This window comes from Parachryseolinea silvisoli, from assembly GCF_021190955.1.
Taxonomy (GTDB): Bacteria; Bacteroidota; Bacteroidia; order Cytophagales; family Cyclobacteriaceae; genus Ohtaekwangia; species Ohtaekwangia silvisoli.
The window spans coordinates 499963-513448 of the sequence record NZ_JAIOAO010000003.1 but is presented as its reverse complement, the minus strand read 5'-3'; the positions used below and the strand labels follow the sequence as shown (position 1 = coordinate 513448).

Genomic DNA, 13486 nt, shown 5'->3' with positions numbered 1-13486 from the left:
AATCAGGTAGTGAACTCGCGCCGGATGCCGAGCTTTTTGATCCGCGAGTTCAGGGTCGTCGGCGGGACATTCATCACGGCAGCGGCACCGGATGGTCCCCAGATCCTGCCTTTGCATTGCCTGAGAACCGACAGTATATACTCTCGTTCGTTCCCGGCCCAGGTCTGATGTGTTTCAGCCGGACGCGCAGACCTCGGTCCCGCGTCGTTTAAATCCTTATCGCGTGGTAACGGAATCTCTTTTATCTCTGATCCCTTTGCCTGCAAGACACTCCGTTCGATGAGATTTTCAAGCTGCCGGACATTGCCCGGCCAGTCATACTCCTGCAATTTTTGCAGCACCGGGGCGGTAATCTTTTTAACACCTACGGCCATCGCTGCCGAGAACTTATTGACAAAATGCTCGGCGAGCGGTACGATGTCTTCGCGCCTGTTTCTGAGGGCGGGAAGCTCGATGGGAAAAACATTGAGTCTATAGTAGAGATCCAGTCGGAATTTTTTTTGTGTTACCAGGTCTTCCAGGTTCTGGTTGGTCGCCGCAACGATCCGCACATTCACCTTTAACGGAGTTCGTCCGCCGACGCGACGGATTTCCTTTTCCTGCAAAGCACGGAGCAGTTTGGCCTGCAGGTCGACCGGCATCTCTCCTATTTCATCTAAAAAGACGGTTCCGTTTTGCGCCTGCTCGAAGTACCCCTGATGGCTTTCCGCCGCCCCCGTAAAGGCGCCTTTCTCGTGCCCGAACAATTCGGACTCGATGAGCGACGGCGGCATGACAGCACAATTGACCTTGATAAAGGGCTTGCCCTTACGGCTGGACAGCGCGTGGATGTAGTCGGCCACCCGCTCTTTTCCCGTCCCGCTTTCGCCGAGGATGAGTACGGACGTATCGAATGGTGCGACCTGCAGGATGGCATCAAATACATTCAAAAGCGCCTGACTGGATCCAATCATGTCTGGAAACACGGCGGCATGGTTGTTCCGTTTTTTTACAGGAGTATAGGTCTTGTCGGACCGGACAGGAGACTGGTCGTCGGTCACCACTTTTTGCGCGATCTCACGGAGGACGTTGTTGAGGTGATATACCAGCGCCAGATGGTCGACACCATAGGCGTTCGGCTTTTGATGGTATAAGCATAGTTGGACCAGATGCCCCTTGTAATAATTGATGGGGATATACAAGCATGAACAGACTTGCAGCGTCTCCGTGATTTGTTGAACCAATCCCGACTGCGCGGCGTGGACTTCAAACTGCTCTTCGTTGTAAATCGTAGCTTGCTTAAAAAACGGAACCGAGTTTGATAATGCCGTAAATCCCGACGCACTGCTTCCGACGATACCGGCGTAGCGCTCCGGATCTACCTTGCGGTATTCCTGGTAACCGATGCGTTGGTATCCTGTCTGTATACCTGCGTAGGCGTTTGAAAAGGTGTTGACCAGCATCAGGTCGAACGGAATGTGTTGCTGTAATATCTGGCAAACCTCCAGGAGATACTCGTCGCTGTCGCCGCCGTCGCCGCCTAAAAGCTCCACGAACTGATTTTCAATCAGCGAAACTTTCTTCTGCCGAGACTCGACGTTAAATGTATGTCGGTAATTGGCGATCTCGAGCGTAACAAGCATATCGCGCTCCCGAAACGGCTTGATCAGAAACCCGTACGGTTGTGTCTCTTTGGCCGTACTTAAGATTTCGTTATCAAAATTGGCGGAGATGTAGACAAAGGCGATATTCTTCTCGTGCAGTTTTTTTGCCAGGTCGATGCCCGTAGCGGGGCCTTTCAGAAAGATGTCGACCAGCACCAGCTGTGGGGCGAGACGCTCGATGGCCGCCAGCGCTCCCTCGGCCGTGCGCTCGACACCACATACTTCATATCCGGCTTTCTCCAGCATGATCTGCAGGTTATGCGCCTCGGCAAATTGATCTTCTACGATAAAAACCTTTGTCTTCATAAGCAATAAAATGTCTTAACGCGTGGACTTTATAGGAGGATTGAATACATACACAAAATCGATCCTGACCTCTACCCCACCCGGGCCGGTCGTGATCTTCAGCTTGCCGCTGATGTCGTCGGTAAAACCGCGCACGAGGGTAAGGCCCAGCGACGCGTGGGTGGCCAGGTCAAAATGCTCCGGCAGGCCCACACCATTGTCTTTAATGGCGAGGGTGTACGTATTATTCGGTTGCGAGGACAGCGAGACGCGAACGCCACCCGGGCATTCGTCCGGGAACGCATACTTCAAGGCGTTGGTAATTAACTCATTCAGGATGAGCGCCAGCGTAACCGCATGGCCGACCTCGAACGACACGCGATCGACATCCACGTGAAATACAACCCGTTCTTCCAGATCGAAGCTGTCGACGAGGTACGCGATCAGTTCCGTCACAAAATCGAACATGTCGATCGTATCCAGGTCTCCATTGATATAAAGCTTCTGATGGAGGAGCGTCATCGCCTGGACGCGGTGACGCGATTCGCGGATCACATTCTTCTCACGCGAGTTACCCAGGTAAGCCGCCTGGGACTCGAGCAGGCTCATGACGGTATGTAGATTGTTTTTTACCCGGTGATGCATTTCTTTTATAAGCCATTCTTTTTCCTGGATGAGCTTTTTCAGATAGACATTTGCGTCGTTAATCTCCTCCTGCTTCGACTGCATTTCGCGAATGGACCGCTGCTTCGAATGATAGGCCCGTAACAGCAGCACGGTAATGGCAGCAAGCAACGCGGCACCGGCCAGCGTAATTCGTTTTGAGACCTCAGCCGCCCGGACGGTTGCTTCCTGAAGTTTCTTTTCTTTTTGAAGCAATGCTATTTGCTGCCGGTCCCGTGCGGTTTCATGGCGCATTTCTAGCTCGCGGATGTACTTTGTATTCCTTTCCGAAAAGATCGAGTCCGAGACCTGATGACTCATCGACAAATAGCGGATGGCAGATGGATAGTGACCGGAGGCAGAATCTATTCTGAAACGCATCCGGTAGATATCGCGGAGCTTCAAAGCATCTTTTTCGGGTCCGATGGTCAGGTATTGCTGGACATTCATTTCCGCTTTTTTGAACTGCTTTTTTTGAATGTATAGTTTGGCAATAGTAAAATACTCATTGCGAAGGTCCACCAACCGGCCGTTGCTGGATGCCTGGTGGATGGCTTTCAAATAAAAGGTTTCGGCCAGCCCATAGTCTCCGAGGGCGGTATAACAATCCGCGAGGGCGCCGAAGAAAAGGTGTTTTCCAAGCTTGGATGCGGGGCTGAGCTGCCGGTCGGTTGCCAAGACAAAATCAAGCGCCTGCTGCGGCATATGTTGCGAGATAAGTCCCCGCGCCACCTGCCGCAGTACCGCATAGGAAAAGAACCGTTGATGGTTGTCGGGGTATTCTATCTTTCTGAACAGCGCCAGTGCCAGTTTACTATGCTTCACGGCCTGGGGATGCAGGTTGAGTTCACTGTACCACACACTGAGTGTATAATTGACTTCACTTTTATAGAACAGACCGTCTTCGCCGGTCGAATCCTGAAGCGCACGGTGCGCATATTCTATCGCTTTACTATAATTGCCCCTGCTTGCCTCGAGCTTTCCGTATTGAAAATAGGTTCGGTAGGCGTTCTTAAAATGGTACTGCTCGTGAAGAATGACCAGTTCTTTTAAAGGCGCTTCAGCCTCCTGAAACATACCCTGCTCGAGGTAATCACCGACAAGACGCTGCGTGACGTACAGTTGCATTTTTTTGTTGCCGACGCTCTTAAACAGTTCGATGCTGCGTTTATAGCGCTGAAGCTTTTTGGACCGCAGGCTGTCGATAAGCGGCGTTCTTCCCGCGAACGTGAGCCAGGCCCGCGCTTCGAGATTTTTGTCGGCAGCTTCCCGCGCCAGGGAGACGGCCAGCATGAACGTCTGATAGGCAGCTGCGAAATTGTCGGCGCGATAATAATACTTGCCCAGTGTTATGAATACTGTGTTTGTCAGGGAATCGTAGGGTCGTTTTTGCGTCAACACCCGTGCCTCCCGAAGGTATATGAGCGCGCTGTCGACTTTGGCGTTGTTAGAGTAGTCCCACTCGGTGTCGATATAATAGTCTGCCAGGTCTACCAGTATCTCGATGCGGGCGGCGACACCGGTTGTTTTTCCCAATTTGTTCAACAGGACAGCAGGCGGTAGTTCATCGCCAGCATGGCACGGAACGATACCGCATAACACCAAAAACAGCGTGAATAGATTGGCGGCCAGCTGGCCATAGAATTTTCCCGTCATATAGTGTAAAGCGCACAGCACCGGATCATGGGATGACCAGACAGTGCAGGCAACGCAGCAGCGGCAGCAGACTATCCGGTTCGCAAAGTAACAGCATGGAGCCTGCCCCCCTGTTGACACATTTATTCGATCGGTTTCCTTTTTTACACGGGGAAGCTATTGGAGCTTGCCGAATTTGCCGGCTTGGAAGTCAACGATAGCCTGCCGGATTTCCTCGTCAGAATTCATTACGAACGGCCCGTAACTAACAATAGGCTCGGGAATCGGCGCCCCCGACAGCAGCAGCAGGACGGCCGGGACGCTAACGGCAATGTCAACATGGGTCCCATCGTTCTTAAAGAGCAGAAGGCTGTGCTCGGCCACAGGTACGTCGTTGACAACAGCGGTACCAGAAATGACAAAAAGGACGCAGTTGTGATTTGCGGGTATAGGAACCGACGCAAATCCGCCCGCATCCAATTTGATATCAAATATGTTTAAGGGCGTAAATGTACGGGCAGGACCAACCGTTCCGGCGAAATCACCGGCAATGACGTTTATGACGCCCCCATTGTCGAGCTTTACACTTCCAAAGTCCTTGTTTGCAAAAATCTTGTACGCCGGCGGCACATACTTGAACCGGCGGGGCAGGTTCACCCACAGTTGTACGATCTCCAATGCACCGCCCCGCTGGGAGAAATGAGCTTCATGGTATTCCTTATGGAGCACACCGCTTCCGGCGGTCATCCATTGAACATCGCCGGCGCGGATGATACCTTCGTTGCCCGCGCTGTCGCTATGCGCCAGGCTACCTTTATAGGCGATCGTAACGGCCTCGAAACCCTTGTGCGGATGGGGTGCAACGCCGCGCGCCACGTCGGAGGGACCGAAGTCATGAGCAGGATTATAATCCATCATCAGGAACGGACTCACCCGCTCCTGCGTCACGCCGTATCCAGGTATCACGTTGTATACCCGGAACCCATCGCCGATCATTCCGGGAAATGCTGGTTTTGATAAAATTTGATCAACGGATCTTCGCATAGTGATTATCTGGTAGCGTGCAAAGCTAATATTCACAACCGGCTCCGTATTGACGATATTTACCGGAATGATGTATATATCATTGCGCTAAAATCTCTGACAGGGCCATTAAAATGCTGTAAAGCCGCCGTCGACAATAAGCTCGGCACCGGTGATAAAGGAGGCATCGTCGCTGGCAATGAACAAGATACTTGTTGCTATTTCCATCGGATCTGCCGCCCGGCCCATGGGTGTATGCGAAAGGGCCATTTTCCGGAATTCTGCTGCGCCGGGCATATCATTTGTCATCGGGGTGGAGACAAAGCCGGGGTGTACCGAATTTACGCGAATGCCTTTCGCTGCCATCTCGATGGCGGCACCTTTGGAGAATAGGCGGGTACCGCCTTTTGAGGCCGTATAGGCGTTGGCGCCTGCGTTGCCTGTGATGCCTGCAATAGATGATACATTTACAACGGAAGCGCCTGATTTCAGAAATGGCGCTACTTCTTTCAGTCCCAGGAATTGGCTTACCAAGTTTACGTTTATTACCTGCTGAAATTCCGCTTCTGTGCGATCAGCCAGACCCAGGGCGAGGTTTCCGGAGATCCCCGCGTTGTTCACCAGGATATCGATCTTCCCGAAGGCTGACACGGTCGACTGTACCAGGTCCCGCCACTGACTGGCGGACGACACATCGAGCACGAAGTGCATAGCCAAACCGTTAGAGGACTCAATCTCGGCTACGACGTCCAGCAATTTATCCGGGTGAGGGCCCGCCACGACAACCGACGCACCTTCGTGTGCAAACAGTAAGGCTGTCGCTTTTCCAATGCCCGTTCCGCCCCCGGTAATGATGGCGACTTTTCCGGCCAATCTCCCGTTCGTGCTTTTTTTTCTCATGATTATTCTTGATGTTAATAGTCTACTTAATAATTCCCATAATCGGCACTATGCAGCCGCGGACGTATGACCGGAGTAGATCAAATGCCCCTTCCCTATCAGCGAGCTCCTTTGCCAGCTGCTGTAATTGATGCCACAATAGTTTTTAAAAAATCTGCTGAAATGAGCCGTGTCATAAAAGCCCAGCAGCGAGGCGACCTGTTTCATCGAAAGGCCCGAGTATAGGGCATGGCGTTTGGCTTCTTTAATCAAATACTGCCGGATGTGGTAGCCGGCGGGAAACCTCGTTACGCGCTTTACCACAGCGTTCAGATGGTTGGGACTGACACACAGTTCGTCAGCATACTGCGACACCATCTTTTGGGTTGTATGCTGTTGTTTGATCAGCGTCATAAATCTGCGAACGAGTTCTTGCTCGCGGTCGAAGGATATGACGATCTCGTCCTTGTTGACATAACGGGACAGGTACACTAAAAATACCTTGAATAGTCCGTTGAGAATTTCTCCGCGCAACATATAGGCATGCCGGGCCTCTTCGATGATCTTCCGTAAATTTTCTTCCAGATCCGCCTCTGGACGAATGGAACATATATTGCCGCCCTGGCCAAACTGATCGAGCAGGAACGGAAATTTCACCGAACTTTCGAGGTCGCACAAAAAATCATGGTTGAAGGACAGATAATACCCCCGCGATGTGTTGTCGAGCGTTATTTGTCGCGGTTGCCCGGGTGTGATAAAGTAGAGGACTTCGCCGGCGAGTGAAATCGTTTGGGTCGTCGTGCGGATTTGCCCGCGCCCTTCCTTGAGCCAAAGGACTTCAAATTGTCCGTTCCCGTCTGTTGTGGAAGCGGCCAATAATTCTAAATGCTCCTGCAAAATTCCGACGCGGAATTTGCAGTCGATGTTGCTGTAATACGTGGGTTTGTCAGCGTTGACGGAGTTGAGTCGATGATTCATAAGCAGGGTAAATTGACATTCGCTATCGGCCAGGTGCCAACATTGATGCCACGTTACATTTGCCTGATGTTCAGATTATTGCCGGAAAGGTCATCGTAAAAAACCACGAAATGTCGTTGCTTTTCGGTTCGTGGTATTTTCAAAGGTGTATGAATAGTCTGGTTAGCTAAACTCCCGTTTACCGCCCCGTGTGATACGCTTGATACCCAGTTTTTTTATTCGGGAATGCAGCGTAGTAGCAGGTATGTCAAGGATCTCGGCAGCGCCACCCGGGCCGCTGACGCGGTGTTTACATTTAATGAGTGTAGCCAGGATGTGATCACGTTCATTTTCTTCGATCGTTTTACCCGATCGGGTAGTCGTGGCGGCAGCAGGCAGGTCGAAAGTCCAGGGCAACGGAACGTTTTCGATAACATCGCCACGCGATAACAGCGACGCCCGCTGAACGTAATGCTCGAGTTGCCTGACATTACCCGGCCATTCGTAGTCCATCAACTGGTTCATGAGTTGCGGACTGAAACGGATGTTTTCGCGGTTTGGCGAGTATTGTTTTACAAAGTATTCTGCCAGCAACGGAATGTCTTCACGTCGTTCACGTAACGGCGGCATATGCAGCGGGAATACGTTCAGGCGATAGAATAAGTCCATACGAAAACGACCGGCGGCCACTTCCTTTCCGAGATCTTTGTTCGACGCCGCGATTACGCGTATATCGACCTTGATAGTCGAGCGACTGCCGATCCGTTCGATTTCACGTTCCTGGAGAACCCGCAGAAGCTTGACCTGTAACTCGAAAGGCATTTCACCAACCTCATCCAGAAAGATCGTTCCACCAGACGCCTGCTCGAACTTTCCGATATGCCGTTCTGAAGCGCCTGTAAACGATCCCTTTTCGTGACCGAAGAGTGTTGATTCGATCAACGTAGACGGCAGCGCGCCACAATTGACCTTTACCAAAGGCTTGCCATGCCGGGGAGACATGGCGTGGATAGCATCTACGATCAGTTCTTTTCCGGTACCGCTTTCGCCGTAAATCAGCACAGAAGTTTCTGTCGGGGCCACGATGCCCAGGTATTCGAGGGTTTCTTTTAGCCTGGGACTGTTCCCGACTATTTTTGATGTGAAGGGAGCGGTGGCAGCACGTTTGCCCGCCTCCTTCCTGACGACCTGGCGCACGCCATGTTTGTGCATATACTGCGCTATTTCGAGCGCTACCAGAACATCCTTCTCCCGGAAAGGTTTGACCAGAAAGCCGTACGGATGCGTAGACTTTGCCTTTTCCAGCACGTCGGCATTGGAGTTGGCGGAAAGAAAAATAAAGGCAACACCTTTTTGTTGCAGCACAGCCGCAAGATCCAGCCCTGTTAACGCACCGGAAAGAAGGATATCGACAAGAACCAGGTCCGGCTTTTCATGATCAAGAATTTTCAACGCCTCATCCACCGAACGCGCCAGAGAGCAAACCTGGTATGCAGCCTTCTCCAAGATCAGTCGAAGGCTGTTCGCCTCGACAAATTGATCTTCCACGATAAGTATTCGCCCCTTCATGATGTCTTAACGCATCAAAGAGCGAATCTAAATGATTCTCTTAACAAAAGTATAGCGCACTTCTTAAAATTGTTCCGGCGACGATTGCACAACGAACGCATTGCCTCCATTTTAAATAATCAAATTCGTCCCGGTAAGCGGGCAATGGTCTTGCTCCATGCCCGCAAGTATAGCAAGTAAGCAGCTCGCTCGAATGGTGTTATACAAAACCATCATGATAATATCCAGTGATAACCGGCCTGTGGCAGTATACATTTGTGTTTCACGACACCCTACATGAAAGTCACATCGAACAACAGAAGTATCAGACACTAAATTTAAAAATGATATGGTAATAGGAACAATTGGAGCTGGAAGAATTGCAAAAGCATTTGTCGGGCACGTCGCGAAGGCGGGCTATCAGGTAATCATGAGTAACAAGTCGGGTGCAGATTCCCTGCGTGAAATTGCCGCAGGTTTCGGCACGAACGTTTCTACCGGGACGGTAGAAGAAGCAGCGAAGGCGGATGTTGTGTTATTGTCGATCCCCTGGGAGGAGATTCCCCGCGTATTGGGCCCGTTACGATTTACAGACAATCAGATTATTCTCGATACGAATAACGCCATCCAGTTCCCGGAATTTAAACCGATGGACCTCGGGGGACAGGTCTCTACTAAAATAGTCCAGTCATATGCAAACCACGCAAAAGTGGTAAAGGTATTTAATACACTCGAGGCATCAACCCTCGCACAGAATCCGAAGGAAGCGGGCGGCAATCGTGTGGTGTTTTTGTCCGGCGACGAACCTGCATCAAAGGAAAAAGTAAAAGCACTGCTAAAAACTCTCGGCTTCGCCCCCGTCGATCTGGGTGATCTCGACACCGGCGGAAAGATCCAGACCTTCGGCGGACCTTTGTCGGGGTTGAATCTGATCCGGTTATAGGTTCAAAGACCTCCATCGCTGGCGGTTTGACATCTTTTTTGAGTTCGGAAAGAGTTAATCATTTTTTTAAGAATGGGAACACTTCTAAATCAAAGTATGGCGTGCAATGTAACACAGTCAAAAAGCCTGGTTCTACCATGAAAATAGTTTCGCTGGATCGGATCTTTGGAATGGATAGCGGGGAACAGGGCGAAATGGTATATACCGTGGCCCTTATAGTGAATGAACAAGCGCCGCGAGGTAACACAACCATTTACTCAGACGCCGCATCCGGCGATTCGATTATTTTCCTTCATTCCAAAATTGACACACCTCACGAGATACCGTTGGAAGGGGCTACAGGTTTTGCGTACGAAATTACAGATGAGTATCTCGCATCTTCCCCTGTGACGCGTTTGATGCTACTGCGATTATTAAATGGAAATTCACACTGGTCTTATCAACTCGACGCCGCTGAAAAGGCAAATGTTCGCAAAATATTGGAGCGAATCTCTTCTGATCTGTCATCAGACTACCGGTTCAAAAAAGACCTGGTACGAACGTACATCCTGGAACTGATCCACTACGTTGCAAAAATTGCTTCGACTTCCTGCGACCCGCGTGCGCAGTCGTCGAAGCTCAGAATAACGCAACGTTTCCTCAGTATGCTGGAAGCGCAATTTTCGCTGACGGCCACATCCCGGCCGTCGATGCAATACTCTGCGAGCGACTTTGCTGAACATCTTTGCGTGCACGTCAATCATCTCAACCGATCCGTGAAGGCCGTTACGGGCAAGACGACATCGAGGCTGATTTCAGAACGCCTGCTGAAGGAGGCATGCCGGTTACTCGCCGAAGGGGACCGAACCATTGCTGATGTCGGCTATTCACTTGGTTTCGATCAGCCCGCGCATTTTACGAACTTTTTTAAAAGGCTCACGGGCCAGCCACCATCGCGACTGCAACTGGCTGATCGGAGTTTGATATCCGCCTATGGTCAGGAAGAACATCTACTTTTTCCACCTGCAACTTGGGCAGAGCGTTGTACCGCGTTACCAGGTCATCATCCAAAACTGCGTGTGGCGGAAACGTCACGGGTACTAACGTTGTCGACTAGCGATTCGTAAGTAGCACTCCTTTTCATGATGGAATTTAAACGAGCAAGCCCGCCATTGAGGCGGGCTTGCTCATAATTATAGGAAAGATTATTTAACCTTCTCCGGCGCCAACTGGGAAAGCACCAGGTAGAAATCGAAATAAGAATCCGCGCGGATAATTTTGCCGTTTTTCAATCGGTAAACGTCGCAGAAATCTGTTTCGAGTGAAGCACCACGGGGCTCCAGTACGCCAGCAGGCGAATGGAAGACTCCCTTATGAGTGCCGCGTCCTTTTCCCCTGGCAATGACATAGTCACCCATGCCCACAAGGCTCTGGACTTCACAGGTAGCATCTGGAAAAATATCGAACCAGCTCTTCCAGGGATCGTGAATCGCATTGACTCCCTTTGTAGTGACGTTAAAAGGAACATCCAGCCATTCGCTGGCCGGATCACCCAAACTGCGAATATAATCCATGTCTTTGGCGTTAACGGCCTCGTAAAGTTTTTTGATGATTTTTTCGTTTTCCGTGAGTTTTTTCTCTTGTGCGTTAGTCTGAATTATCGCGATAAAACCGATCAGAAAAAGAAATACAGACATCCTGGTGAAATGGGAATTTTTGTTCATATAGATATTAAGTTAAAGAATGATATAATGAAATCGAAGTTCGTACGACAGTATGAATTGCAATCATCGATACAAAACTATCCAATCGATAGATCGCGAACCTATCGACAATCAAACAGATGCTTGCAAAAAACAAACATTATCAAAAACCATCATGCGGCAGGCGAGACTATAAATAAAGAGGACCTTCTGGCCGAAAGCGAAAGCCCCATAGCTGAACGCGGGTAGACCGATTTAACTTCCCCGTTATCGAAAGCTGTTTGATGGATGTAAGTATTTGTCTGAACAACGCAAGTACGGTGTTTACAGAACGCAATATTTTTGTTCCATAAACGAAGGGGTATAGGTGTATCTAAACACCTCTTCTATTATCAACCAAAAATATATACGATATGAAACTCGAAAAGAAAGTTGCATTGATCACCGGCGCATCCAGTGGCATCGGTGAAGGAGTCGCCCGGTTACTTGCCGCGAACGGCGTTCGGGTGGGGCTTGCTGCGCGCAGAACGCAGAAGTTAAAAGCGCTACTGGCGGATATTGAAAAAGAGGGCGGTGAAGGTATCGTTCTGGAAATGGATGTAACGAATCCCGAAACGATCCATGCCGGCGTAAGCAGTTTATTAAAAAAGTACGGTCAGATCGATATTCTTGTGAATAATGCAGGTATAATGCCTTTGTCGGATATCGAAACGTTAAAGGTGGAAGAATGGCACAAAATGGTGGACGTAAACATTAAAGGGCTCTTGAATACAACGGCGGCCGTGTTGCCACAACTCATAAAACAAAACTCAGGGCATATTTTCAACTTGTCTTCGATTGCCGGCAGAAAGCTGTTTACCGGCCTGAGCGTGTACTGCGCTACGAAGCATGCTGTGGCGGCATTCTCCGATATTATGCGAATGGAATTGTCAGCCAAATATAAAATCCGTGTAACTTCGTTACAGCCTGGCGCCGTCACCACGGAACTATATGACCAGATCACAGACGCAAAGTATCGCAAGAATATGGATGATCTGGCCAGACAAATGACATTCCTCACACCCGAGGACATCGCCAATAGTGTGCTCTATGCGGTGCAGGCACCCGATCATGTAAATGTTTCCGAGATTTTTATTCTCCCCACCGAGCAACCCTGGTAATCTGTTAATGGCGCACGATGAAGCGCAGTCCACGTCGCTCGAGTCACGTGTACGCAAGGGCCGTCTTAAAAAAAGACGGCCCTTTACTTGCTCTTGCCTAAAGTCCTAATGCTTTCCTCCTGCCTTCGGCAGCGCCAAAAATACCGGCGCATAGTCTTTCGTAAACTCCTCAAAGCTCCTCGCCTTTTTTCCAGTGATTTCTTCTACGCAACCATTAACAAGACTTGCCTCCTGGCGACTATAATGCGCGTAGTCCTCCAATAATCCATCAGCCTGCCATTCCGGAAATCCAAACTGAAGCAAAGCCGCTCTCATCTGCTGGGGAGGAACGTCAATAAATTCGATCCTGCGACCAAGTGCCGTCGAAAAACATTCAGCGACGAAGTATATACTCCAACGGTTGCTTTATAGGGCCTAAAACAATAGCACCGTCAATGTCAATGGCGCTGCCCACCGTGGATTTCAAACCTATCGGACTACCAAGGCTAAATACCATCATCGTTTGAAAAGTTGGCACGAGGGTCTTGCGGATTGCCTGATCCGTCCCGTTTCTGGCGACATAAAAATGAGTAAACAAATCCTTAAAGGCATCCGGCGCCTCAAGTCGCTCGCTGACATAGTGTGTATTTAAGTCCAGCATACTTTTAACATGACCTTTAGGATTTCTGAATTAATCAAGCTGAGCAAAAACCTTCCCTAACGACGTTCTGGCCTCGTCCAGGGATAGCGGCTTCGTAATGACTGCCGCGGCGCCGAGCTGCATACATTGCTCAATATCGCGGGGGCTTACACCGGTTGAGTAAACATATACAGGAATCGCTTTCAATGTCTCGTCCCCTTTCAATGCTTTAAGGCAGGCCTTACCATCCATGGTTGGCATATTAACATCCAAAAAGACCGCGTTCGGGAGGACTGTCAGCTCCTGCAAGATTTCGATGGCCTGGAGGCCATTAACCGCATTCAACGCCGTCGCCTTGGGATTGAATTCCTGGAGTATCTCGGAGAAAAAGTCGAAGTCCTCGATGTCATCCTCGGCATAAAGAATCAGCATTTCTTTTTTTTGTCAAA

13 protein-coding genes are annotated in these 13486 nt (G+C 50.0%); 3 read left to right on the top strand and 10 right to left on the bottom strand.

Annotated elements, in window-relative coordinates; translation table 11 throughout:
• Positions 1-2: 2 nt before the first annotated feature.
• The 6 genes from K7P01_RS19325 to K7P01_RS19300 all read right to left on the bottom strand — a co-directional run bounded on the left by K7P01_RS19325 (position 3) and on the right by K7P01_RS19300 (position 8654).
• Complete coding sequence (locus K7P01_RS19325; RefSeq protein ID WP_267296096.1) at positions 3-1949, bottom strand: sigma 54-interacting response regulator; 1947 nt, start codon at positions 1947-1949, stop codon at positions 3-5.
• A 15-nt stretch (positions 1950-1964) separates the two neighbouring features.
• On the bottom strand, positions 1965-4247 hold the full coding sequence (locus K7P01_RS19320; protein ID WP_267296094.1) for a tetratricopeptide repeat-containing sensor histidine kinase: 2283 nt from the start codon (positions 4245-4247) through the stop codon (positions 1965-1967).
• A 156-nt stretch (positions 4248-4403) separates the two neighbouring features.
• The gene (locus K7P01_RS19315) at positions 4404-5270 is read right to left on the bottom strand and encodes a pirin family protein (RefSeq protein WP_267296092.1); all 867 of its coding nucleotides are present in this window, start codon (positions 5268-5270) and stop codon (positions 4404-4406) included.
• A 108-nt stretch (positions 5271-5378) separates the two neighbouring features.
• Positions 5379-6149, bottom strand: coding sequence for an SDR family NAD(P)-dependent oxidoreductase (locus K7P01_RS19310; RefSeq protein WP_267296090.1), 771 nt, complete (start codon positions 6147-6149; stop codon positions 5379-5381).
• Positions 6150-6197: 48 nt separating this feature from the next.
• Positions 6198-7106 carry a helix-turn-helix domain-containing protein gene (locus tag K7P01_RS19305; RefSeq protein ID WP_267296088.1) on the bottom strand — a complete coding sequence of 303 codons (909 nt, stop codon included), beginning with the start codon at positions 7104-7106 and terminating at the stop codon, positions 6198-6200.
• A 162-nt stretch (positions 7107-7268) separates the two neighbouring features.
• Positions 7269-8654: a sigma-54-dependent transcriptional regulator gene (locus K7P01_RS19300; protein WP_267296086.1), complete on the bottom strand. Its 1386-nt coding sequence runs from the start codon at positions 8652-8654 to the stop codon at positions 7269-7271.
• A 328-nt stretch (positions 8655-8982) separates the two neighbouring features.
• Here K7P01_RS19300 and K7P01_RS19295 point away from each other — a divergent pair, with 328 nt between their 5' ends.
• Entirely contained in the window at positions 8983-9576 is a 594-nt protein-coding gene (locus K7P01_RS19295) for an NADPH-dependent F420 reductase (RefSeq protein ID WP_267296084.1), read from the top strand.
• A 137-nt stretch (positions 9577-9713) separates the two neighbouring features.
• A complete protein-coding gene (locus tag K7P01_RS19290; protein WP_267296082.1) occupies positions 9714-10682 on the top strand; it encodes a helix-turn-helix domain-containing protein in 969 nt (322 codons plus the stop codon).
• A 78-nt stretch (positions 10683-10760) separates the two neighbouring features.
• On the opposite strand, the gene K7P01_RS19285 is transcribed toward K7P01_RS19290, so the two are convergent.
• A complete protein-coding gene (locus K7P01_RS19285; protein WP_267296080.1) occupies positions 10761-11279 on the bottom strand; it encodes a nuclear transport factor 2 family protein in 519 nt (172 codons plus the stop codon).
• A 392-nt stretch (positions 11280-11671) separates the two neighbouring features.
• Between K7P01_RS19285 and K7P01_RS19280 the strand changes: the two genes are divergently transcribed.
• On the top strand, positions 11672-12418 hold the full coding sequence (locus K7P01_RS19280; RefSeq protein ID WP_267296078.1) for an SDR family oxidoreductase: 747 nt from the start codon (positions 11672-11674) through the stop codon (positions 12416-12418).
• 105 nt (positions 12419-12523) lie between these two features.
• On the opposite strand, the gene K7P01_RS19275 is transcribed toward K7P01_RS19280, so the two are convergent.
• Genes K7P01_RS19275 through K7P01_RS19265 form a run of 3 tightly spaced genes read right to left on the bottom strand, consistent with a single transcriptional unit; the run spans position 12524 to position 13469 of the window.
• The gene (locus tag K7P01_RS19275) at positions 12524-12733 is read right to left on the bottom strand and encodes a hypothetical protein (RefSeq protein ID WP_267296076.1); all 210 of its coding nucleotides are present in this window, start codon (positions 12731-12733) and stop codon (positions 12524-12526) included.
• 58 nt (positions 12734-12791) lie between these two features.
• The gene (locus tag K7P01_RS19270) at positions 12792-13058 is read right to left on the bottom strand and encodes a hypothetical protein (protein ID WP_267296074.1); all 267 of its coding nucleotides are present in this window, start codon (positions 13056-13058) and stop codon (positions 12792-12794) included.
• A gap of 30 nt (positions 13059-13088) precedes the next feature.
• Positions 13089-13469, bottom strand: coding sequence for a response regulator (locus K7P01_RS19265; protein WP_267296072.1), 381 nt, complete (start codon positions 13467-13469; stop codon positions 13089-13091).
• Between the last annotated feature and the right edge of the window lie 17 nt (positions 13470-13486).

Coding starts and splice junctions, on each gene's coding strand:
- K7P01_RS19295 (WP_267296084.1), top strand. CDS start 8,983: ATGGTAATAGGAACAATTGGAGCTGGAAGAATTGCAAAAGCATTTGTC.
- K7P01_RS19270 (WP_267296074.1), bottom strand. CDS start 13,058: ATGCTGGACTTAAATACACACTATGTCAGCGAGCGACTTGAGGCGCCG.
- K7P01_RS19280 (WP_267296078.1), top strand. CDS start 11,672: ATGAAACTCGAAAAGAAAGTTGCATTGATCACCGGCGCATCCAGTGGC.
- K7P01_RS19310 (WP_267296090.1), bottom strand. CDS start 6,149: ATGAGAAAAAAAAGCACGAACGGGAGATTGGCCGGAAAAGTCGCCATC.
- K7P01_RS19320 (WP_267296094.1), bottom strand. CDS start 4,247: ATGACGGGAAAATTCTATGGCCAGCTGGCCGCCAATCTATTCACGCTG.
- K7P01_RS19315 (WP_267296092.1), bottom strand. CDS start 5,270: ATGCGAAGATCCGTTGATCAAATTTTATCAAAACCAGCATTTCCCGGA.
- K7P01_RS19325 (WP_267296096.1), bottom strand. CDS start 1,949: ATGAAGACAAAGGTTTTTATCGTAGAAGATCAATTTGCCGAGGCGCAT.
- K7P01_RS19290 (WP_267296082.1), top strand. CDS start 9,714: ATGAAAATAGTTTCGCTGGATCGGATCTTTGGAATGGATAGCGGGGAA.
- K7P01_RS19305 (WP_267296088.1), bottom strand. CDS start 7,106: ATGAATCATCGACTCAACTCCGTCAACGCTGACAAACCCACGTATTAC.
- K7P01_RS19275 (WP_267296076.1), bottom strand. CDS start 12,733: ATGAGAGCGGCTTTGCTTCAGTTTGGATTTCCGGAATGGCAGGCTGAT.
- K7P01_RS19265 (WP_267296072.1), bottom strand. CDS start 13,469: ATGCTGATTCTTTATGCCGAGGATGACATCGAGGACTTCGACTTTTTC.
- K7P01_RS19285 (WP_267296080.1), bottom strand. CDS start 11,279: ATGAACAAAAATTCCCATTTCACCAGGATGTCTGTATTTCTTTTTCTG.
- K7P01_RS19300 (WP_267296086.1), bottom strand. CDS start 8,654: ATGAAGGGGCGAATACTTATCGTGGAAGATCAATTTGTCGAGGCGAAC.